Raw genomic sequence first — 23,120 nt, forward strand, 5'->3', positions numbered from 1 at the left:
CACCGCATTGGTGGCCACCGCCGCAATCTGCGTGTTGGCGCCCACCGCCGTGCTGCCATCAGCATTGACGCGCGCATTGCTGCCGATGGCAGTGTCGTTGGGGCCATGCGCATATGCGCTGCCGCCGATTGCAGTACCGGTCACATGGTTGGCCACTGCCGCCGTGCCGACGGCGGTGGACGTGGCGGCCGGCGTGATGCTGCCGACCACTGCTGCGGTCGGCGTGCCTTGTACGCCATCGCTTGCGGCAAGCCCGCTTGCCGTTGCAGTCGCTAAAGACAGCGCGCTGTCGGTCGTCCGGTCGGCAGCCATCAGCGTCGACTGCACGCCATCGTCTGTCGCCGCATCTGCAAGACTGCTGGCGGCTGCCGGGGTTTGCGCAACTGGTGCAACCGTCGTCGCCGTTGCTGTCGCCCGTGCGACGCGCGCAGCGGAGGAACGTGCCGCAACGCCCGTTGACGCCGTCGCGTTACGCGCATCCAGCTCGCTGACCTTGCTGTCCAACGCCGTCAATGCCGCACCGACGTTGCTGTAACTGCTGCCCTGGATCACATAGGTCGGCGCAACGAACACGCCTTGCGCACCGATCGCCGCACCGCCACCAAGAAAGCTGGCGGCGTTACTTAAGGCACCGAACAACTGCCCACCGTTGATCGCATCGCTGCTGCCAGTGGCGATTGCACCAGCACCCACATTGACGATGCGACGCGTGGCCGGACCACCGCGGCCATTGCCGTTACCCACCGACACCACGTTGGCCTCGTAGGTGCGCGAGCCGGCGCCCAAGGCCACCGAATCGGCACCGCTGGCACCGGCATTGGCACCGAGTGCGACCGCGTTGCTGCCGCTTTGCCGGGTAAAGGCGTTGTAGCCCATCGCCACACTGTTGTTGCCCAGCGCCGTCGATTGCACGCCCAAGGCCATTGCGGCGCTGCCCGTATCGCCGATGAACACGCCCACGCTGGCATCGCGCCCGATCGCAATCGCGTCGGGCGCCTCGGCCCTGGCATTGGTTCCCAACGCGATATTGTCGCCAGAAAAGATCGACGTCGTGGCACCGCTGCCGATCGCGATACTTCTCCTGGAGACGGCACGCGCGTCGTAGCCGACCGCAATCGCCTCGGCGCCCTCGGAAGACGACAGCGTTCCCAACGACACGGTGCGCGGCGCAAACGAGGCAGCGCTATGGCCGATCGCCACCGCGTCGGTATTGGTGTCGTTGGAAAAGACGTTGGCGTTGTAGCCCAGCGCGATGGCGTAATCGCCGTCGCTGCGCGCACCTGCGCCGATAGCAACGCCACCGACGCCGAGGGCGCCTGCAGGCCGCAAGTTGGAGCTGATCAGCGACATGCCGCCGACAGTCACACTGCGCTCGCCGGCGGCAACCGCCAGGCTGCCCACGGCCACGCTGCTCTCGCCGATGCTGGAGGCATTGAAGCCTACCGCGGTGGTCAGACTCGCATTGGCCAGCGCACCGAAACCGAAGGCCGACGCCGCCGAACCGCGCGCTGTCGAGAACGCGCCCACAGCGGTGGCAACATCGTCCTGCGCCCGTGCGCTGAACCCCGCCGCCATCGACTGCTCGCCACTGGCCACTGCCCCCGTGCCGACCGCGGTGGCGGAAGTGCGCGCGGCAACCGCCCCGCTCCCCAGCGCCACGGCACCGCGCGCCTGTGCCAGGGTGGCCTGTTCCTGCGCGCCCACGATCGAGTCAGAAGCATCGAATACCGGCACAGAGGCAACACCGCCCACCGCCACCGCCGATGCATCGGCCGCGCTGGCGTTGTGCCCGACAGCGACCGTATCGCGCCCCAGCGCCAGACTGCCCGAGCCCAGCGCATTGGAGCCATCGCCGATCGCGTTGCTTGCGCTCCCCAACGCGATCGCATTCAGGCCGTCCACGTAGGCAGCGGTTTCATCCCCATCGGTTTTGCCAATCGCCAGCGTGCTGTCGAGACGGTCGGCCACGGCACGCACGCTGTCGAGCTGGGCGAGATTGACCGCATCGTTGGCCTCGGTGCCTGCCGCAACGCTGGTAATCTGACGCGTCAGCCCCGCCTGCACATCGCCAACCGAGACCGTGTTGCTGCGGTATGCGTAGGAACGCGCACCCAACGCCACGGCGCTGGATGCCGAACGATTCCACGCATCGTCGACCCAGTCACCCACACGTGCGCCATAACCAATCGCCACCGCATCGGTGCCATTGGTCTGCGCGTCCGCACCGATCGCGGTGTTGTTGCCGTTGAACCACGAGGTGCTGGCACGCGCGCCCAGCGCGATGCTGTTCTCGGCATAGGCCACGCTATCGTGCCCCACGGCCACCGAACCATCGCCGCTCGCCAACGAAAACCCACCCAGAGATACCGTGCCCGGCGCAAACGAACCAGCGCTGTGCCCGATGGCCACCGAATCGGTGTTGCCTGGCTGATTGGGGAAGATGTTGGAATCGTAGCCAATGGCAATCGCATAATCGGACTGGCTCTGCGCCCCTGCACCCAGCGCGATGCCGCCTGTTCCGGTGGCGGCGGTGATCGAACCGAAGTTACTGATGCCACCGATCACCACGCTCTGCACGCCGCTGGCCAATGCGGTATCGCCGACCGCGATACTGCTGCTACCTTCGCTGCGCGCTCTATAACCGAAAGCGGTGGATGCATCTCCACTGGCACGCGACAAATAGCCGCCTGCGCTGGAGAGGAATCCACTGGCCGTGGACAAACCGCCGATCGCAGTGGCCCCATCGTCGAACGTCTGGGCGCGGTACCCCAGTGCCGTGCTCTGCACACCGTCAGCACCAGCACCACTGCCCAACGCCGTGGAAAACGGATCGCTGGCCAGTGCACCACCACCGATGGCGGTAGAGCCCACACCGGATGCCTGCGCGGCTTGTTCGCGTTGCCCGATGACAAAACCGGACGCGTCATAATCGTAGACCGTTGCAACGCCGCCAATGGCGGTAGCCGATTCTCCTGCAGCCGAGGCGTTATGCCCGATCGCCGTCGCATCGCGCTCCAGTGCCAGGCTTCCGCCGCCGAGTGCGCTGGTTCCATCGCCCAGGGCATTGCTTGCGTTGCCCAGCGCCAGGGCGTCCTGACCATCTGCGAACGCCGGCACATCCGTGTCGGCGTTCGGTATGGCCGAGGTCTGCGTGGTCGCGGCTGCGGGATCTGCGTTACCGGCCGCTTTTGCAGTCCCGGTGTCGCAATGTTGCTGACCGTTGGCCACCGTGCAGCGCGTGATCGCGGTCGCTTGCGGGGATGCGGCCTCGGCAACTCCGGCCATGCCGACGAGTACCAGCATCATCGCCGCCGCCAGCCCGCTCGCTTGCAGATGCACTCGACTGAAGGGTGGGTTTATCAAATCGCAGACACGTCGCGCCGTTCGGCGATGAGCACACTGCTCACCACCGGCATTCAATTGAATTCGCTTCATTAACGCCTTACTCCCCATTGGCCTGGTATGTAGAAACCGACCACCGCACGACTGCGTCGCACGGTCCCCCTGAGGTTTATCGAAAACGCACTCGCTTACCTCCTGCATCGGGAAAATCCCGGGCAAAAGAATCAGCGATAGAGACGTGAATTTGCAGCGGAAACCGTGCGAATCAGAGATTCATAACGTTGGATGAATTTATTGAAAAACCAAAAATTCAGATGAGATTAACGTCACACAAGCGACATCATCGAACGCACCGACTAAATACCTAGTATTTTTTATAGTTACTTAAAGTAAACCACGTATCGACATTCAAAAAATGTAGTAGCAACGTACCCGACCGCGACGGAATCACGCGCAACTGCAGCTGCACTGCGCAGGAGTTATCAATAGCGAAAGGTCATGCCTCGGCTGCAACGCCCACCGGACATGCGCAGTCCCGATGCACAGGCGCTCGATAGAATGAGGAAACCTTGCATGCGCCTGCCGCAGACAAGCCGGCTTGCATCGCTTGAAAGCGGGTCTGACCATGCGCGGCTCGATCGGCGTTCGATGCGCTCTTCTGGACAACGCGCATCGCGGGCAGGATCAAGCAACCCGCGAAAACCGCGTGCAGATGCATGCACGCAGCAGCAGAAACGACGACGGCCGTGTGCATCGCTGCACACGGCCGTCGAATGAAGCGGTTGCTTCGGGCGCTCTAACTCACACCGCAGAGCTGCACAGCATCAACCACACCACACGCGCGCATTGCGGAACATCCGCAGCCACGGCGAGTCCTCGCCCCAGTCGGCCGGGTGCCAACTCAGGTTTGCCGTGCGCGGGGTGCGCTCGGGGTGCGGCATCAGGATGGTGGCACGGCCGTCGGTGCTGGTCAGGCCGGTGATGCCGTCCGGCGAGCCGTTCGGATTGAGCGGGTACTGCGATGCCACCGCGCCGTCGCCATCGATGAAACGCAGGGCCACACGTACGGCTGCCTGATCCACCACGGTGTCGAACTCGGCGCGGCCTTCGCCATGCGCCACCGCCACCGGAATCCGCGAGCCGGCCATGCCGCGCAGGAACAGCGACGGCGACTCCACCACTTCCAGCAATGCCGTGCGCGCTTCGAACTGCTCACTACGATTGCGCAGAAAGCGCGGCCAATGCTCGGCACCGGGAATGATGTCCTTGAGCTGGCTGAGCATCTGGCAGCCGTTGCACACGCCCAGCGCGAAGGTATCGCTGCGCGCGAAGAAGTCGGCAAACGCATCGCGCAAGGCCGAACGCTCCAGGATCGAGGTGGCCCAACCGCGCCCGGCACCCAGCACGTCGCCGTAACTGAAACCGCCGCAGGCCGCGAAACCGGAGAACTGCGCCAAGTCCACGCGGCCTTCGATCAGATCGCTCATATGCACGTCGAACGCACGGAAACCGGCGCGCTCGAAGTTGTAGGCCATCTCGATCTGCCCGTTGACGCCCTGCTCGCGCAGGATCGCCACCTTGGGCCGCGCACCGGTCGCCACGAATGGCGCGGCCACGTCTTCAGACGGATCGAACACCAGCTTCGGACGCAATCCCGGTGCCTTGAAGTCGCGTGCCAGCGCGCGCTCTTCGTCGGCACTGTCCGGGTTGTCGCGCAGTTTCTGCATGGCGTGCGTCACCGACCACCAGGCATCGAACAATTCTTCCCAACGCCACTCGGCCAGCACCCGGCCCTGCCCGCTCACGCGGATACGCGGCGCACCGGTGGGGCGTGCAATGCGCTGCGCGCATTCGGTCAAGGCATGCCGCTCGACCAGATCGGCGAACGCGGCGCGATCCTCGCTGGCGATCTGCACCACCGCACCCAGTTCTTCGTTGAACAGACTGCGGAACGCATCGTCACCCCACGCATCGAGCGTGATATCTAGACCCTGCCGAGAGGCGAACGCCATTTCGCACAGCGCCGCAAACGCACCGCCATCGCTGCGGTCGTGGTACGCCAGCAGCAAGCCGCTCTCGCGCGCCGCACGGATCAGTTCGAAGAAACTGCGCAGCCGCTGCGCATCGTCCAGATCCGGCACCTCGCCACCGAAGGCCGGCAGCGCCGCATCGTCGGCATACACCTGCGCCAACACCGACCCGCCCAGGCGCTGCTTGCCGCCACCCAGCCCGATCAACCACAGCTCGCTCTCTTCGTCGCTGCGCAACAACGGCGTCAGTTGCGTGCGCACATCACCCACCGGTGCGAACGCACTGATGATCAGCGAGACAGGTGAAACGCTTTTCAGCGTTTCACCGGGAATGGGGAGTCGGGAATCGGGAATGGCAAGAGCGGAGGGCTGTGGCGTTTCACCATTCCCGATTCCCGATTCCCGATTCCCGGCAGGCCACTGCGCCTGCATCGACAGCGAGTCCTTGCCCACCGGCACGCTCAATTCGAGTGCCGGGCACAGTTCCATGCCGATCGCACGCACCGCGTCGTACAACAAGGCGTCTTCGCCGGAGTGACCGGCGGCGGCCATCCAGTTGGCCGAGAGCTTGATGCTGTCCAGCGTCTGCACTGGTGCGGCGCACAGGTTGGTGATCGCCTCGCCCACCGCCATGCGCGCCGACGCCGCAGCGTTCAACAACGCCAGCGGGGTGCGCTCGCCGATCGACATCGCTTCGCCAGCAAACGTCTCGAATCCAGCCATCGTGATCGCGCAATCGGCCAGCGGCAGCTGCCACGGCCCGATCATCTGCTCGCGCGCGGTCAGCCCGCCCACGCTGCGGTCGCCGATGGTGACCAAAAAGCTCTTGGACGCCACCGTGGGATGCGCCAAGACGCGCAAGCCGGCCTGCTGCAGATCCAGGCTGGCGGTCTGCAGCACCGGCCACTGCGGCGCGGCCGGATGCACCGCATCGCGATGCATCTTCGGCGCTTTGCCGAACAGCACGTCCATCGGCAAATCAATCGGGAGCCGGGATTGGGGATTCGGGATTGGGGATTGGTTGAAAGCAACGGCGGACCCGGCAACTGACGAATCGCTTTTGCGAATCTCCAATCCCGAATCCCCAATCCCGTCCCCAAACACGCCATACCCAACGACCAGCCGCTCCTCGGCCGTGGCGACGCCGACGGCGGCGAACGGGCAGCGCTCGCGGGCGCAGATGTCGGCAAATTCCTGCAGACGCGCCTGCGGCACGCCCAGCACGTAGCGTTCCTGCGATTCGTTGCACCACAGTTCCAGCGGCGACAACGAGGGGTCGTCGCTGAGCACGCGGCCCAGGTCGATGACGCCGCCCACGCCGGAGTCGTGCAGCAACTCGGGGATGGCGTTGGACAGGCCGCCCGCGCCCACGTCGTGGAACCAGCGGATCGGGTTGTCCGTGCCCAGCGCCACGCAGCGATCGATGACCTCCTGGCAGCGGCGTTCCATCTCCGGGTTTTCGCGCTGCACGCTGGCGAAATCCAGCGCCTCGGCGCTGTCGCCGGCCGCCACCGAACTGGCGGCGCCGCCGCCCAGGCCGATCAGCATCGCCGGCCCGCCGAGCACGATCACCGCATCGCCCGGCTGCAGGCGCAGCTTCTCGACCTGAGTGCGATCGATCGCCCCCAGGCCGCCGGCCAGCATGATCGGCTTGTCGTAGGCGCGGGTCAGACCCTCACCTTCGGCCAGCTCGAAACTGCGGAAATAGCCGAGCAGATTCGGTCGACCGAATTCGTTGTTGAACGCGGCGCCGCCGAGCGGGCCCTCGAGCATGATGTCCAGCGCCGGGGCCATGCGCGGGTTCAGCGCGCGCGGCGCCTCCCACGGCTGCGGCAGGGTCGGGATGCGCAGATGCGACACCGTAAAGCCGGTCAGACCGGCCTTGGGCTTGCCGCCGCGGCCGGTGGCGCCTTCGTCGCGGATCTCGCCGCCCGCACCGGTCGCCGCACCAGGAAACGGCGCGATCGCGGTCGGGTGGTTATGCGTTTCCACCTTGATCGCAAATGCCGACGGCACTACCGCCTCGCTACGGTATTCGCCGCTGGCCGGATCCGGGCGATAACGCGCGGCCGGCACGCCTTCCACCACCGCGGCGTTGTCGCTATAGGCCGACAAGGTGTGCTGCGGGGTCTGCTGGTGGGTGTGCTTGATCATGCGGAACAGCGAGCGTTCCTGCGGCTTGCCGTCGATGCTCCAGCTGGCGTTGAAGATCTTGTGCCGGCAATGCTCGGAGTTGGCCTGGGCGAACATCATCAGCTCGACGTCGGTCGGGTCGCGGCCCAGCGCGGCGAAGCGTTCGCGCAGGTAGTCGATCTCGTCCTGCGCCAGGGCCAGGCCCAGCGCGCGGTTGGCCTGTTCGAGCGCATCCAGCGCCACGTGCTGCAACTGGCCACGATCGGGCTCGTTGAACAGCGCCTCGGCGGCGGCCGCCGAACCGAGCAGCGATTGGGTCATCGGGTCGTGCAGCAGCTTGGCCACGGCGGCCTGGTCGGCATCGTTGTCCGGCCAGCCGGCCAGATCGATGCGGGTACCGCGCTCCACACGCTGGATCGGCTGCCCGGCCCCGCGCACCAGTTCGGTGGCCTTGCTCGACCACGGCGATAGCGTGCCCAGACGCGGCACCACATAGCGCGAAGACGCATCCTCGGCGCGCGGCGCGGGCGCCGCTTCGGCCTGCAGGATCCGCTGCAAGGTGGCCTGGTCGGGCGCTTGCCCGGCCTCGACGCGGATGAAATACACGTGCCAGGCGCCAGTGATGCGCAGCGCGGGAACGAGAGTTTGCAGGCGGGTTTCGAGCCGAGCGCGGCGGAACGGCGAAAGGGCGGAAGCGCCCTCGAGGACCATCATGTCCGGGGAACCGTGTCAGAAACGGGGCTGCAGATTGTAACGGAGGTTGAGGGGCTCAGCGCCCGGCCGAGCGTGGGCCGGCTGGCGATCGGCTGGGTAACACCCGCCCTGCAACGCAAAAGGCCGGAATGCGTGCGCATCCCGGCCTTTCTGGCAATCACGCTGGCGGTCGAAGCCACCAGCGCCGAAGCGGCATCACAACGCCGCTTGCAGAGACATCAGCGGCTTCCGCCCGCCGTGGTGACGGCGCGCTTTTCCAGCGCCTCACGCAGCTGCGCCGGCGGCAGGTAGCCACCGAGCTGGGTGCCGTCCGGCGCAAAGATCGCCGGAGTGCCGTTGACGCCCAGGCGCTGGCCCAGCGTGTACTCCATCGACACCGGGTTCTTGCAGTCCTTGGAACTCACCGACTGACCGGACTTGGCATTGGTCAGCGCCTGCTTGCGGTCGGCCGAGCACCACACCGCCACCATGTCCTTGTAGTCCTGGCTGCCCAGGCCCATGCGCGGGAAAGCGACGTATTCCACCGCGATGCCCTGCTTGTTCAGCTCGGCGATCTCGCTGTGCAGCTTGCGGCAGTAGCCGCACTCCACATCGGTGAACACGGTGACCGCGTACTTCGGATTCGCCGGCGCAAACACAATGCGGTCGGCCTTGGGGATGGTTTCCAGCTGCTTGCGGCGATAGGCCAGCAGACCGGCGCTGGCGGCAAACTGTTTGTTCTGGATGTCGAACGGCTGCGCCTGCATCAGATAGCGGCCGTCGTCGCTGACGTACAGCACCTGCCCGCCCACCACCACTTCGCGGAAACCGGGAAACGGCGCGGCGCCGATGTAATCGGGCTTGAAGTCCGGGTCCAGCGCCTTGAGCGCCGTGCTCACACGCTGATCCACATTGCCGGTGGCGGCAGGCGCGGCGGCTGGCTTGGCGCCGGCATTGCTCGCCGCAGGCTGCGACGATTGTGCGCAGGCGGTAAGACTGATCGCGCCCAGCAGCGCGGCGATGGCAAGACGATACATTCACGCATCCAGTGGAATGGGGTACCTGGATTCTCGCACAGCGCAGATGAAGCAAGGCAACGCCCGGCTCAGTTTTATTGGCGCCCCGGAGCGCCGGTTCGTTGCAGGGATCGGCGCGCGCGTCGTGGCGATTGCGCATTGACCGGCTCGCTGGCAGCCCCTTACCTGGCGAGATGCATCACCACCGGCCTGCCGTGGTACCCGTTTATCCGCGCGGATGATGCTTGGCGTGCAGCTTTTGCAGGTGCTGGCGCGCCACCAGCGTGTAGATCTGGGTGGTCGACAACGAGCTATGGCCGAGCAGCATCTGCAGCGCGCGCAGGTCTGCGCCGTGGTTGAGCAGATGGGTGGCGAAGCTGTGGCGCAAACCGTGCGGGCTGACCGTGTCTGGGTCGATCCCGGCCACCGCCGCATAGCGTTTGACCAGCGCCCAGAACTGCTGGCGGCTGGGCGGCTGACGTGCGGCGTCGATGAACAGCGGCACCTGCCCATCGACCGGCGCCACCGGCTTGTGGCTGGCCAGCAGCGGGCGCGCCTCGTGCAGATAGCGCTCCAGCCAATGCTGGGATTCCTCGCCCAGCGGCACCAGCCGATCCTTGCTGCCCTTGCCGGTCACCCGCAGCACGCCTTGTCGCAGATTGACCCCCACCGCCGGCAGGTTGACCAGCTCGCTGACGCGCAGGCCGGCGGCATACATCAGCTCCAGCATGGCGCGATCGCGCAGGCCCAGCGGGCTGTCGATGTCGGGAGCGGCCAGCAGTGCTTCGATCTGACTTTCGGTCAGCGCCTTGGGCAAGCTGCGCGGCAAGTGGGGCGGATCGATCAGCGCGGTCGGGTCGTCGCTGCGCAGGCCCTCGCGCAGACACAGGCCGTAGAACGCCCGCAGCGTCGACAACAGCCGCGCCATGCTGCGTGGCGAATAGCGCGCCTCGGAGCGCCAGCGTAGATAGTCGAACACCGCAGCCCGATCGACGCCCAGCAGCCCGCCGCCGGCCCCGTCGCGCCAACGCGCCAGCCCTTCCAGATCGCGCCGATAGCTGTCCAGGGTCTGCCGCGCCACCCCGTTCTCGGCCCAGAAACGATCCAGGAAGCGCTCGATGGCGGCAGCATCGGCTGCCTGCAAGGGTGGCAGCTGTTGGGCGAGTTGGCGACGTTCGGCAGGACTGCTGGCAGACATCGCAACAGCATAGAGCCTGTCGCGCAGGATCCGATGCAATGCGTTGGCGATGATTGAAGTGTTGGCAGCGCGCTCCTTGGCGTAACGGGCCGTCGTTGCTGCACGCCCTCACTTTTTGCGCAGTCGCTTTGCCGGTTGCCGGCAGCACCTAGCGACTTGGCCGCTCTTATCTTCAGCACGGCGCTGCCGCAACGCGGCGTTGCTCGATCGCCCGTGCCGGCTATGCTCGGGGCATGACCTCGATTCCCTCGCCTCGCACTGCACGCGCCCCTGCCTTGGTCGGTTGGCGGCTGCTGGCCATGTGTTACGACGCCTGGCCGGTGCTGGCGCTATGGATGCTGATTTCCGCCGCTTTCACCCTGGGCTTCACGCTTGCCGGGCATCCCGCACGCGAAAACATCGCCCCTTTCAGCGGCTGGCAATGGCTGTTGTGGCTGTGCTGCTGGATCGCCGCCGGCATCTACGCCACGGTGAGCTGGCGGCGCGGCGGCCAGACCCTGGGCATGCGGCCGTGGCGGCTGTCGCTGATCGGCCCGCAGGCCTCCTGGCGCGCGCTATGGATCCGCTATGCGGTGGGCACGTTGTCGCTGGCCCTGGGCGGACTCGGATTCTGGTGGGCGTGGGTGGATCGTGATGGACTGGCGTGGCACGACCGTGCCAGTGGCACGCGACTGCAACGCACACCAAAACGTTGAAATGATCAGGCACGCGGCCTGCTTAGCTGCATGGCAGGGCGGCATTGGCGTGCGGCCGTCATGCTCAGCGCATACCAGGTTCTCGCCCGCATAGCGCGCAATTCAACTGCTGTGAATCGATGCAGCCTTCGGCTTACTTACCGCCTGCCGAAGGGCGCTCGATCAGCCACTGCACGGCATAGCCAAACAGATACAACACCGCCAGAAATGGCGGCACCAGCAATGAATAACCGGTCACCCACGGCATATTGGTCAACCAGGCATCAGCACCCAGCGCGTCCAGTACCGCCAACTGCGCTGTCAGCGGCAGCTGCAGCAGAACGAAATGGCCTTTGGGATCGCCACCCGCATCGCTGGCAGCCAACACGCAAAACGCCGTCACGGCCACATACAGCAAGCAAAGCACGGTACCGAAGACGCTGAATCGACGCATCCGCGTCAGCTACTGCGCCGCCGGAACAACCATGCCGACACCCCCAGCATCACCATCGGCGGCAGTGCATAGGCGATGCGGTAATCCAGCTTGAGTGCACCGGCCATGCGGCCGAAGAACAGTTGCAGCAGCCAGAAGCCCAGCGCGAACAGGATGCCCAGGAACAGCCGCTTGCCCAGACCGCCGCTACGCAGCGAACCGAACGAGAACGGAATCGCCGCCAGGCACAGCGCCAATACATTGAGCGGATAGAACCAGCGGCTCCAGTACTGATCTTCGTAGTCGCGCGCGTCCAGGCCATTGCGGCGGCGGTACTCGATGCTCTGTTCCAGATCGCGCGCGGACAGGTTGCGCGGCTTGGCCAGCCCCGCCGCCAGCGCCGCCGGGCTGAGCTGCGATTGCCACGGCAGCTCGGGGAAGGTTTCGCGCTGCACCGAACGCTCCTGGAAGGTATCGCGGCGCACCTGGCGCAGCGTCCAGACGCCATTGCGATTTTCTGCCAATGCCGCATAGGTCAGCTGCTGCAGGCGGCCGCTGGCATCGAGGTGATACAGCCGCACATCGTGCAGATCCAGCGCGGTACCGCCGCCGTCGAGCAACTTCTCTTCGCCGCTCAGCGCATTGAGGAAGGTGTCGCCTTCGCGCGCCCACAGGCCCGAATAGCGCGCCATTGCCATATCGCTGTTGTAGCGGGCGCTGGTCTTGAGGGTATCGGCCTGATTCTGCGCCCACGGTCCCACCGTCTCGCCGCTGATCACCATGCCGGCGGTCAGCAACGCCATCGCCGCCACCACCGAGGCCGACATCCGCTTGCGCGACACGCCCAGCGCACGCAAGGCGGTCAGCTCGGAGGTGGCCGCCAACTGGCCCAGTCCCATCAAGGCACCGATCACTGCCGCAGTGGGGAACAAGGTGTAGGCCCGCCGCGGCACCGTGTACGCCACATAAGCGAACGCATGGCCAAAGGTATAGCTCCCTTGGCCAATGTTTTTGGCCTCGCTGGCAAACGCGTTGACCAGATCCAGCCCCAGCAGCACGGCCCAGGTCAGCAGCACGGTGAACAACACCGCGCGCCCGACGTACCAATCGTGTACCCGTGGCATCAGCCTCATGCGCGCACCCTCGGCCGACGCACGCGGCCATCGCGTGCATACGCCCAGATCGCCACTGCCAGCAGCGGCAGCGTCAGCCACCACAGACCGAGCGCGGCCGGTGTCTTGCCGTTGGCGATCCACTGGGTGCCGACGATCATCAGGTTGGTGCCCACCATGTATGCCAGGAACGCCAGCATGATCCGGCCGTAACGCTGCTGCCGCGGCGCACTGCGCGATAGCGGCAGGGTCAGCAGCGCGAACGCCAGCGCTAGCAGCGGCGGCGCCAGACGCTCATGCAGCTGCGCGCGCGCGGCCGGGCGTTCGTCCGACAGCAGCTGCGTGGTCCACATCACTTCCGGGTCGTTAGCATCGTGCACCTGGCTGCGGTCGGGCAGGGCCACGTCGTTGCTGGCGAACTTCATCAAGCGGTAGTCCAGGGTGTTGCCGGCGGCCGGGCCTTCGATGCGGTAACCGTCCTCCAGGCGCAGGTAGCGGTTGGCCTTGCCTTCGAAGAACATCGCGCCACGCTCGGCGGTGACCACATCGATGCGGTCGTCCTTCTGGCGCTGCATGAACACCTTGCCCAGGCCCTTGCCGTCGGCCGAGATCGTGGTGAGATAGACCACCCCACCGCCGGACAGCGGCGTGAACTTGCCCGACTCCAGGCCGGCCATCAGCACGCTGCGGTTGGCGTCTTCCAGCATGGTCTCGGCGGTGCGGCTGGCCCACGGGCCCAACCACAGCGAGCACAGCCCGATCAGCACCACCACCGGCACCACCAGCATCAGGATCGGGCGCAACATGCGCCGCGGGCCGACGCCAATGGCAGTGATCACGGCCATTTCTGAATCGCGGTACAGCCTCGCCAGTGCCAACAGCAGGCCGAGCATGAGCGCCAGCGGCAGGATGATCGGCAGGTAGGCCACAAATTGCAGGCCCACCTGAGACAGCAACAAGCGAGCGGGGATGCGGCCGTCGGCGATATTGCCGAGGATATCCACCAGTACACCGCCCACGCTGACGACCAGCAGCACGATCAAGGTGGCCAGGAAGCTCTGGGTGAAATCGCTAAGCAGGTATCGATCGAGCTTCGGCATGGGGTGGGCTTGTTTTAAACTCTCGGATTCGTTCGCGGCATCGCCAGCCTAGTCAGGTTGGCGTAAACAGTCCGCGATTGTACGGATTTGCCTACGGAATCTGATCAATGGCCCTGCAATTCACCCTGAACCAAGACGCGCCGGCAAGCGCCCACGTCGACTGCATCGTGGTTGGCGTGTTCGCCGACAAGACCCTTTCGCCCGCCGCCCAGGCGCTGGACAGCGCCAGCCAGGGCCGTTTGACGGCACTGGTCGCACGCGGCGATGTGGCCTCCAAAACCGGCAGCACCAGCCTGCTGCACGACCTGCCCGGCGTGGCCGCCCCGCGTGTACTGGTGGTCGGGCTGGGCGATGCCGGCAAGTTCGGCGTGGCGCCTTACCTCAAGGCGATCGGCGATGCGACCCGCGCGCTGAAGACCGGCCCGGTCGGCACCGCCCTGCTCACCCTGACCGAATTGCCGATCAAGGCGCGCGATAGCGCCTGGAACATCCGCCAGGCGATCGTCGTCAGCGACCACGCCGCTTACCGCTACACCGCCACGCTGGGCAAGAAGAAGGTCGACGAGACCGGCCTGACCACGCTTGCGATCGCCGGCGACGACGCCCGCGCACTGGCGGTTGGCGTGGCCACCGCCGAGGGCGTGGAGTTCGCCCGCGAGCTGGGCAACCTGCCGCCGAACTACTGCACCCCGGCCTACCTGGCCGAGACCGCCGCCGCGTTCGCCGGCAAGTTTCCCGGCGCCGAAGCCGAGATTTTGGACGAAACACAGATGGAAGCGCTCGGCATGGGCTCGCTGCTGTCGGTGGCGCGCGGCTCGGCCAACCGCCCGCACCTGATCGTGCTGAAGTGGAACGGCGGCGGCGACGCGCGTCCCTACGTACTGGTCGGCAAGGGCATCACCTTCGACACCGGCGGCGTCAATCTCAAGACGCAGGGCGGCATCGAGGAAATGAAGTACGACATGTGCGGCGGCGCCAACGTCATCGGCACGTTCGTCGCCACGGTCAAGGCCGAGCTGCCGATCAATCTGGTGGTGGTGGTGCCGGCGGTGGAAAACGCCATCGACGGCAATGCGTATCGCCCCTCCGATGTGATCACCAGCATGTCCGGCAAGACCATCGAGGTCGGCAATACCGACGCCGAAGGCCGCCTGATCCTGTGCGATGCGCTGACCTACGCCGAGCGCTTCAACCCTGAAGCACTGGTGGACGTGGCTACGCTGACCGGCGCCTGCATGGTGGCGCTCGGCCACCAGACCGCCGGCCTGATGAGCAAGCACGACGACCTGGCCAACGAACTGCTGGCCGCTGGCGAGCACGTGTTCGACCGCGCCTGGCGCCTGCCGCTGTGGGACGAATACCAGGGCCTGCTGGATTCCAGCTTCGCCGACGTCTACAACATCGGCGGCCGCTGGGGCGGCGCGATCACTGCCGGCTGCTTCCTGTCGCGCTTCACCGAAAACCAGCGCTGGGCGCATCTGGATATCGCCGGCGTGGCCAGCGACGAAGGCAAGCGCGGCATGGCCACCGGTCGCCCGGTGGGACTGTTGACGCAGTGGTTGCTCGACCGCGCAGCCTGATGTCGCCACGCGCTGCACTGGCCCTGATCGCTGGCTTCGTGCTGGTGGACGGGGCCGCCAGCGCGTTACCCGGCTGGTGGAACGGCGATGCCGCCGACCTGGTGCGGTTTGCGCTGCTGCTGGTGCTGATCTTCGTCTGGCTGGCGGCCGACAGCCGCCAGCACGGCTATCGCCGCCCGATGTGGCTCAACATCGGGATGGTGCTGGCCTGGCTGGTGTTCATCCTCATCTATCTGTATCGCTCGCGGCCTGCCGGCCGACGCCTGCGCGCCACAGGCGGGTTTCTGCTGGCGATACTGGCGTCCGGCCTGCTGTTCACGCTCGGCTGCGTCGTTGCCGAATCTGTTTTCCCTTCCGTTTCGTGACCTGACCATGCCCCGTGCCGACTTTTATCTGATCGCCAAACCGCGCTTCCTCAACGAACCGCTGCGGCTGGTCTGCGAGCTGGCGCGCAAGGCCTACGACGCCAATCTCTCCACACTGATCCTGGCGCGCGATGCCGAACAGGCCGAGGCGCTGGACGACCTGCTTTGGGCGTTCGACGACGAGGCCTATATCCCGCATCAGATCGCCGGCACCGACGAAGAGGACGAACTCGCCCCGGTGCTGATTGCCGCCCCCGAGTTCACCGCGCCCTCGCGCCCGCTGGTGATCAACCTGCGCGACGATCCTTACCTGGGCGCCTGCGACCGGGTGCTGGAAGTGGTGCCCGCCGATCCCGCCGCCCGCGAACCGCTGCGTGAACGCTGGAAGCAGTACAAGGCCCTGGGCCTGGAACTGACCAAGTACGACATGTGAATCGGGAATCGGGAATCGAAAATCGGCTCCCTCCCATTAGACCATCACCGATCAGCGCACCCGCTTTACCCATTCCCTATTCCCGACTCTCCATTCCCCGCCTTATGACCACCCTAGCCTCCAGCTACGACCCCTCTTCCTTCGAATCGCGCCTGTACGCGCAGTGGGAGGCCGCCGGTTATTTCGTGCCGTCCGGTAAGGGAGAGCCGTATACGGTGTTGCTGCCGCCGCCGAACGTGACCGGCACGCTGCACATGGGCCATGCGTTTCAGCAGACGCTGATGGATGCGCTGGTGCGCTATCACCGCATGCGCGGCTTCGATACGTTGTGGCAGGTGGGCACCGACCACGCCGGCATCGCGACCGAGATGGTGGTGTCGCGCAATCTGGCGCTGGAAGGCAACGGCGAAACCCGCGACTCGCTCGGGCGCGAGGGCTTCATCGCCAAGGTGTGGGAGTGGAAGGCCGAATCCGGCGACACCATCGAGCGCCAGATGCGTCGCCTGGGCACCTCCAGCGACTGGTCGCGCAGCACCTTCACGATGGACCCGCAACCCTCGGCCGCGGTCAACGAAGCATTCGTGCGCTGGTACGAACAGGGCCTGATCTATCGCGGCCAGCGCCTGGTCAACTGGGACCCAGTACTGAAAACCGCCATCTCCGATCTGGAAGTGGAAAACATCGAAGAAGACGGCTTTTTGTGGTCGATCCGCTATCCGCTAGCGGACGGCGTGACCTATGAGCACGTCGAGCACGATGCCGACGGCGTCGAGACGCTGCGCGAAATCCGCGATTATCTGGTGGTGGCCACCACGCGCCCGGAAACCATGCTCGGCGACACCGCCGTGATGGTGCACCCGGACGATGCGCGCTACGCCACGCTGCACAACGCCCGCATCGTGCTGCCGCTGACCGGCCGGCAAGTGCCGGTGATCACCGACGATTACGTCGACCGTGCCTTCGGCACCGGCGTGGTCAAGGTCACGCCTGCGCATGATTTCAACGATTACGCGGTGGGCGTGCGGCATGACTTGCCGTTGATCAATCTGTTCACCGTCACTGCAACGATCAACGACAACGCACCGGAGCGTTACCGCGGCCTGGATCGCTATGACGCACGCAAGCTGGTGCTGTCCGAACTGGAAGACCTGGGCGTATTGGTCGAAACCAAGCCGCACAAACTGCAGGTGCCGCGCGGCGACCGTACCGGCCAGGTGATCGAGCCCTATCTCACCGACCAGTGGTTCGTGAAAATGGACGCACTGGCCAAACGTGGCCTGGAGCTGGTCGAAAGCGGCCAGATCAAATTCGTGCCGCCGAACTGGATCAACACCTATCGCCACTGGATGGAGAATATCCAGGATTGGTGCATCAGCCGTCAGCTGTGGTGGGGGCATCGCATCCCGGCGTGGTTCGACGATGCGGGCCGTTGCTACGTCGGGCATGACGAAGCCGAGGTGCGTGCGAAACACGGCCTGGGTGCCGACGTCGCGCTGCATCAGGACAGCGACGTGCTGGAAACCTGGTTTTCCTCGCAGCTGTGGCCGTTCTCCACACTGGGCTGGCCGGATGCGAACGCGATGGCCGAGCGCGGCTTCGAGCGCTATCTGCCGTCGTCGGTGCTGGTCACCGGTTTCGACATCATCTTCTTCTGGGTGGCGCGCATGATCATGGCCACCGACAGCTTCACCGGCCAGGTGCCATTCCGCGATGTCTACATCACCGGCCTGATTCGCGATGCGCAGGGCCAGAAGATGTCCAAGTCCAAGGGCAACGTGCTCGATCCGCTCGACATCATCGACGGCATCAGCATCGAGGCCTTGGTCGCCAAGCGCACCACCGGCCTGATGAAGCCCAAGGATGCGCCCAAGATCGAAAAAGCCACGCGCAAGGAATTCCCGGACGGCATCATCGCGCACGGCGCCGACGCGCTGCGCTTCACCATCGCCGCGCTCGCCACGCATGGCCGCGACATCAAGTTCGACCTGGGTCGCGCCGAAGGCTACAAGAACTTCTGCAACAAGCTGTGGAATGCCACGCGCTTTGTGCTGATGAATACCGAAGGCGCACGTTTCAGCGGCGTGCCGCAGCCGCGCACCGAAGCGGAGCAGTGGATCCTGGCGCGTCTGGACAAGGTCACCGCAGAAACCCACGCGCACTACGCCAACTACCGGTTCGATCTGCTCACCCAATCGCTGTACGAATTTGCCTGGAATGCGTTCTGCGATTGGTTCGTGGAACTGGCCAAGCCCGCACTCAACGGCGCGGTGCAGGACAGCACGCTGGCCGCTGCAGGCAGCACGCCGGAAGCGATTGAGCACGCAGAAGATGCCGCCAGCACGCGTCACACCCTGCTCTATGTGCTCGAAGCCTTGCTGCGTCTGCTGCACCCGCTCACACCGTTCGTCACCGAAGAACTGTGGCAGCAAGTCGCACCGCGCCTGGGCACCACCGCCGCGACGATCTCGTTGCAGGCGTTCCCGCAGGCCGGCGATATCGACACCCATGGCTATACCAGTGCGGAGGCCGATGTCGAATGGCTGAAGTCGATGGTGTCGGCGCTGCGCCGCGTGCGCAGCGAGTTGAACGTGCCGCCCTCCAAGCAGGTACGCCTGCTGTTGCAGGCCGGCACGCAGGACGATCGCAGCCGCGTGGCCCGCTTCGCCTCGCAGCTGTCGTTCCTGCTCAAGCTCGAAACGATTGACTGGCTGGACGCCGGCCAGGAGGCACCGCCATCGGCCGCCGCCATCGTCGGCGAGCTCACACTGCTGGTGCCGCTGGAAGGCCTGGTCGACATGGATGCCGAACGCACGCGTCTGGACAAGGAAATCAAGCGCGTGGAAGGCGAAATCGGCAAGTGCAACGGCAAGCTCGGCAACGCCACGTTCGTGGAAAACGCGCCGGCCGTGGTGGTCGAACAGGAACGCGCGCGCTTGAACGATTGGACCACGCAGTTGACCGGTTTGCGCGAGCAACGCGCCAAGATCTAACGCAGTCGACGTCGATCAGCCGACTGCATCGCCACCAGGCGACCGCAGTCGGTATTCGAAGAAACGACCAATCAGATGGTCGAGCGCGCGGTGCCCTCGCCGCTCGCAGGACACGCCGCAAGTACGTCCATGTAGGCTCGGTGGCAGCATCTATGCCGCCACACGGTCCCGCAATCGACGAGGGCACCGTACCAGAGAGTTTGTCGGTAGCTGGATGAAAGCCGGTCATCTCGCGACTTGCGTTGGCTTGCGGGCATGGTTCGCAGAACACGATAGCTGGCGAATTAGAAGCACGTCATGCACTGCTTGCAACCGTGCACATCGACCATCTTGATTGGTCCTTGCCCGCCCACCGTCGCGGGACCTTACGCGGCATGGATGCCGCACTTGCGGCGTGTCCCGCGACGGTGGGCGGGCAAGGGCCCTGCAGCCAAGCCGCAGATCAGCCGCTTTACAAGTGATCTATCCACACTGCTCAATCAGTCCGATACAACCGGGATTCCGGTCGTGACGGCGTTATAAATGCAGTTGGAGCTCAGGTCGAAAGCTTGGTTAGTCGAGGGTACGGTGACCTCACCGCTCGCGGGACACGCCGTGAATCCATCCCTGGAGGCTCGGTGGCGGCATCCATGCCGCCACACGGTCCCGCAACCGGTAAGGCCACCGCACCAGAGAGTTAGTCGGTTGGTTTCTTAAAAGCTTGTTGATTGCTCGGCTTTTCGTTGAAAAGCAAACCGAAACAACGGTGATCGAACAACATGCATCGTGCATTGCTTGCACCATGCACACCAACCATCTCGATTGGTCCTTGCCCGCCCACCGGCGCGGGACCTTATGCGGCGTGGATGCCGCATAAGAGCCTACACGGACGTACTTGCGGCGTGTCCTGCGATGGTGGGCGGGCAAGGGCCCTGCTACGAAGTCACAGCCTTTTCGCTCTGCAATCGATGCACCCACATCTCACAATCGACAGCCAAGCCATCGAACTCCGAATTCCAGTTACCAAGCTTGCCATCGGTCGAATCCCAAAAAGGTTCCGGGATCCCAGGGATTTTCGATATTGAGGTTACAGATGATGACATCGCTGCCCTTCAACAGCAGATAACCTTCGATGATCCGGGCGTCCGCGCCCACACCGATGTAGCTAGGCAATGCCCCGCACACTCATTGCGTTGCAGACACAGCCGATGTCGCGGAACATCGAGAATCAATGAGGACATCGCGCAAACGCACAACGCCCGCATCGCTGCGAGCGTTGTAGGAGCTCATGCAATGCTGCAGTCATCGCAGCATTGCCTAGCGCAGACGCCTTACAGCTTGCCTGCGCCGGCCTTTGCCTTCACGTCTGCAGCCACCTTGTTGGCAGCCAGCAGGTTGTAGGTATACGGCGGCTTCCAGCCGATGTTGCTGTTCCACGAACAGGTCAACGCCTTGCCATTGATCAACGACCCCTGGTCGCGATACACGCTGCCCTTGTAATCGCCGGCAATCTTGTCGCAACTGCTCACGCCGCTGATATCGAACGCATTGTTCTCCGAGAAGATCTTCGACTCCTTGCCCACGCCATGCGCGTGCGAGAACGGGTACACCTTATTGCCGGTGCTACCGACGTGGTAGTTGTTGTACAGATGCACCTGGCCGAAACGCACCCGCGGCGCGCGTGCCGAGATGTTCTCGAACAAGGTGTTGTGGATGGTCACCTTGAGCTTGCCGCTGTCGGTGCTGGAGGCGCTGTCGCTGGAGCCGATCAGGCTATTCTTCTCGTGCGACTTGAACGCCGAGTACGAGATGGTGACGAAGTTGGCGCCCTTCTTGACGTCCATCGCACCATCGTGATGCTGCTTCGGGCGCCCGTTGGCGGTGCCGTTCTGATCGTCGGTGCGGCGACCATCGGTAAAGGTGACATGGTCCACCCACACGTTGGTGGCCGCTTCCACGGTCAGGCCGTCGTATTCGGAATTCCAGTTGCCGTTGTCGCCGTCGTCGGCATCCCACTTCGGCTCCGGATCCCACGGATTTTCGATGGTGAGATTGCGCACGATGACGTCGTTGGCCTTGACGTAGAAATAGCCCTCGCGGATTTCCGCGTTGGTGCCAACGCCGATCAGCGTGGTCTTGGTCGGGATGTCCAGGCGCGCACGGGTCTTCATGTCCGCAGTCTTGGTGTAGGCCTTGCCTTCGCTGATGTCGATGACACCCTTGACCTTGATGATGCGGCCATTGCTGCCGGCCTTGGCTTTCAACGCAGCCTTCAACTGCGCTGCCGTGCTGACGGTGTAGATGTCTGCAGCTGCAGCCTTGGAGCCGCCTTTGGTGCCGCCGTTCTGGGTCGCCCAGCCGGTGGTGGCCACTTCCAAGGAGGGATCTGCAGCATGCGCTGCGGGGGACAACAACGCGGCGCCCAGAACGACGCCCACAACGGTACGACCAACGACTGTCGATGCTTTCGACATGGTGATGAATTCTCTTGAATGAGTGACGCATAGCGCGCCGCATGAGACGACGCGCTCCCCGATGCGATCGCCCAGGCCATCAAGGCCAGTCCCCTAGCGATCGCAACTCGATCCTAATGCTTATGAAAACTATTGAATAGTCTATTTTTGAAAATTATTTTTTATTCTTGCGTGTACTTCGCATACATCGCACACACGCAAATGCAGCACCCGTTTTGCAGGCGCTGCATTCAATGTTGCGTTGGTACCGCTTACAGCTTTCCGGCGCCAGCCTTTGCCTTGACGTCTGCAGCGACCTTGTCAGCCGACAGCAGGTTGTAGGTGTACGGCGGCGTCCAACCGATGTTGGTATTCCACGTGCAGGTCAGCGCCTTGCCATTGAGCAGCGAGCCCTGATCGCGATACACGCTACCGCCGTAATCGGCTGCGATCTTGTCGCAACCGCTGACACCGCTGATGTCGAACGCATTGCGCTCGGAGAAGATCTTCGATTCCTTGCCCACACCATGCGCGTGCGAGAACTTGTAGACCGGATGAGTGGTGCTGCCAACGTGGTAGTTGTTGTACAGATGCACCTGGCCGAAGCGCACCCGCGGCGCACGTGCGGAGATGTTTTCGAACAAGGTGTTATGGATGGTCACCTTGAGCTTGCCGCTGTCGGTACTGGAGGCGCTATCGCTGGAACCGATCAGATCGTTCTTCTCGTGCGACTTGAAGGCCGAGTAGGAAATCGTCACGAAGTTGGCGCCCTTCTTGACGTCCATCGCGCCATCGTGATGCTGCTTGGGGCGGCCATTGGCGGTGCCGTTCTGATCGTCGGTGCGGCGACCATCGGTGAAGGTGACATGGTCCACCCACACGTTGGTGGCACCTTCCACCGTCAAGCCGTCGTACTCGGCATTCCAGTTGCCGGCGCTGCCATCGTCCGGATCCCAGACCGGTTCCGGATCCCACGGATTTTCGATGGTGAGATTGCGAATGATGACGTCGTTGGCCTTGACGTAGAAATAGCCTTCGCGAATTTCCGCGTTGCTGGTGACGCCGATCAGCGTGGTCTTGGTCGGCACGTCCAGACGCGCGCGTGCCTTCATATCCGAGGTCTTGGTGTAGGGCTTGCCTTCACTGACATCGATGATGCCGCTGATCTTGATGATGCGTCCGTTACTGCCCACGCTGGCCTTCAGCGCGTTCTTCAGCTCGGCGGCATTCTTGACCGTGTAGATGTTGGCAGCGGCCGCTTTGGAGCCGCCTTTGGTCCCACCGTTCTGTGTTGCCCAACCAGTGGTTGCAACTTCCAGTGCAGGATCGGCGCAGGCAACGCCAACGACCAGCAACGACCCGACAAACAGCGACGCGGCGGCCGCCGTTGAAAATTTCGGCTTCATCTTGATGTCTCCCTCGGATAGGTTCGATGCGCCGCGCGGCGGCACACCCCTCGTCTAACAGGCGCGGAACATACTTTTCATCTATGTAATGTTCAGTTCCGCGAAACCGATACTAGGAGCATCGCAATCGCTTGTATCTAGCCGATGTATCGATGTGGATGCGCAGTCACGCAAACGGTTGCG

14 protein-coding genes and 1 pseudogene are annotated in these 23,120 nt (G+C 64.4%); 5 read left to right on the plus strand and 10 right to left on the minus strand.

Going from position 1 to position 23,120, the window contains the following annotated elements:
• The 4 genes from FFY45_RS18700 to xerD all read right to left on the minus strand — a co-directional run.
• Window positions 1-3,306: hypothetical protein (locus FFY45_RS18700; RefSeq protein WP_255172069.1), on the minus strand; the 3,306-nt coding region annotated here is incomplete at its 3' end.
• Window positions 3,307-4,166: 860 nt separating this feature from the next.
• Complete coding sequence (purL, locus tag FFY45_RS18705) at window positions 4,167-8,219, minus strand: phosphoribosylformylglycinamidine synthase (protein ID WP_176341584.1); 4,053 nt, start codon at window positions 8,217-8,219, stop codon at window positions 4,167-4,169.
• 218 nt (window positions 8,220-8,437) lie between these two features.
• Entirely contained in the window at window positions 8,438-9,235 is a 798-nt protein-coding gene (locus tag FFY45_RS18710; RefSeq protein WP_006448516.1) for a DsbC family protein, read from the minus strand.
• A gap of 205 nt (window positions 9,236-9,440) precedes the next feature.
• Window positions 9,441-10,412: a site-specific tyrosine recombinase XerD gene (gene xerD / locus FFY45_RS18715; RefSeq protein WP_176341585.1), complete on the minus strand. Its 972-nt coding sequence runs from the start codon at window positions 10,410-10,412 to the stop codon at window positions 9,441-9,443.
• A gap of 233 nt (window positions 10,413-10,645) precedes the next feature.
• Between xerD and FFY45_RS18720 the strand changes: the two genes are divergently transcribed.
• Window positions 10,646-11,107: an RDD family protein gene (locus FFY45_RS18720; RefSeq protein ID WP_176341586.1), complete on the plus strand. Its 462-nt coding sequence runs from the start codon at window positions 10,646-10,648 to the stop codon at window positions 11,105-11,107.
• Window positions 11,108-11,240: 133 nt separating this feature from the next.
• Here FFY45_RS18720 and FFY45_RS18725 read toward each other — a convergent pair whose 3' ends face one another.
• From FFY45_RS18725 to lptF, 3 genes are read right to left on the minus strand one after another with little or no spacing between them, the layout of a single operon-like run.
• Window positions 11,241-11,540 carry a hypothetical protein gene (locus tag FFY45_RS18725; protein ID WP_176341587.1) on the minus strand — a complete coding sequence of 100 codons (300 nt, stop codon included), beginning with the start codon at window positions 11,538-11,540 and terminating at the stop codon, window positions 11,241-11,243.
• Between the two features lie 5 nt (window positions 11,541-11,545).
• Window positions 11,546-12,652, minus strand: coding sequence for an LPS export ABC transporter permease LptG (lptG, locus tag FFY45_RS18730; RefSeq protein WP_176341588.1), 1,107 nt, complete (start codon window positions 12,650-12,652; stop codon window positions 11,546-11,548).
• On the minus strand, window positions 12,649-13,731 hold the full coding sequence (gene lptF / locus FFY45_RS18735) for an LPS export ABC transporter permease LptF (RefSeq protein ID WP_006448521.1): 1,083 nt from the start codon (window positions 13,729-13,731) through the stop codon (window positions 12,649-12,651). Before lptF ends, lptG begins: the two co-directional genes overlap by 4 nt.
• A 107-nt stretch (window positions 13,732-13,838) precedes the next feature.
• On the opposite strand from lptF, the gene FFY45_RS18740 reads away from it, so the two are divergent.
• The 4 genes from FFY45_RS18740 to FFY45_RS18755 all read left to right on the plus strand — a co-directional run bounded on the left by FFY45_RS18740 (window position 13,839) and on the right by FFY45_RS18755 (window position 19,099).
• Window positions 13,839-15,311, plus strand: coding sequence for a leucyl aminopeptidase (locus FFY45_RS18740; protein WP_176341589.1), 1,473 nt, complete (start codon window positions 13,839-13,841; stop codon window positions 15,309-15,311).
• The gene (locus tag FFY45_RS18745) at window positions 15,311-15,676 is read left to right on the plus strand and encodes a hypothetical protein (RefSeq protein WP_176341590.1); all 366 of its coding nucleotides are present in this window, start codon (window positions 15,311-15,313) and stop codon (window positions 15,674-15,676) included. Before FFY45_RS18740 ends, FFY45_RS18745 begins: the two co-directional genes overlap by 1 nt.
• 7 nt (window positions 15,677-15,683) lie before the next feature.
• Window positions 15,684-16,109: a DNA polymerase III subunit chi gene (locus tag FFY45_RS18750; RefSeq protein WP_023902615.1), complete on the plus strand. Its 426-nt coding sequence runs from the start codon at window positions 15,684-15,686 to the stop codon at window positions 16,107-16,109.
• Window positions 16,110-16,213: 104 nt separating this feature from the next.
• On the plus strand, window positions 16,214-19,099 hold the full coding sequence (locus FFY45_RS18755) for a valine--tRNA ligase (protein WP_176341591.1): 2,886 nt from the start codon (window positions 16,214-16,216) through the stop codon (window positions 19,097-19,099).
• 950 nt (window positions 19,100-20,049) lie between these two features.
• On the opposite strand, the pseudogene FFY45_RS22225 reads toward FFY45_RS18755, so the two are convergent.
• From FFY45_RS22225 to FFY45_RS18765, 3 genes and pseudogenes are all read right to left on the minus strand, one after another.
• Window positions 20,050-20,239, minus strand: a pseudogene (locus FFY45_RS22225) (pectate lyase family protein); the annotation flags it as partial.
• A gap of 170 nt (window positions 20,240-20,409) precedes the next feature.
• Complete coding sequence (locus tag FFY45_RS18760) at window positions 20,410-21,552, minus strand: pectate lyase family protein (RefSeq protein WP_176341592.1); 1,143 nt, start codon at window positions 21,550-21,552, stop codon at window positions 20,410-20,412.
• Window positions 21,553-21,803: 251 nt separating this feature from the next.
• Window positions 21,804-22,937 carry a pectate lyase family protein gene (locus tag FFY45_RS18765; protein WP_176341593.1) on the minus strand — a complete coding sequence of 378 codons (1,134 nt, stop codon included), beginning with the start codon at window positions 22,935-22,937 and terminating at the stop codon, window positions 21,804-21,806.
• Window positions 22,938-23,120 lie beyond the last annotated feature (183 nt).

The sequence above is a fragment of the Xanthomonas hortorum genome, from assembly GCF_011305375.1.
Lineage (GTDB): Bacteria > Pseudomonadota > Gammaproteobacteria > Xanthomonadales > Xanthomonadaceae > Xanthomonas > Xanthomonas hortorum_E.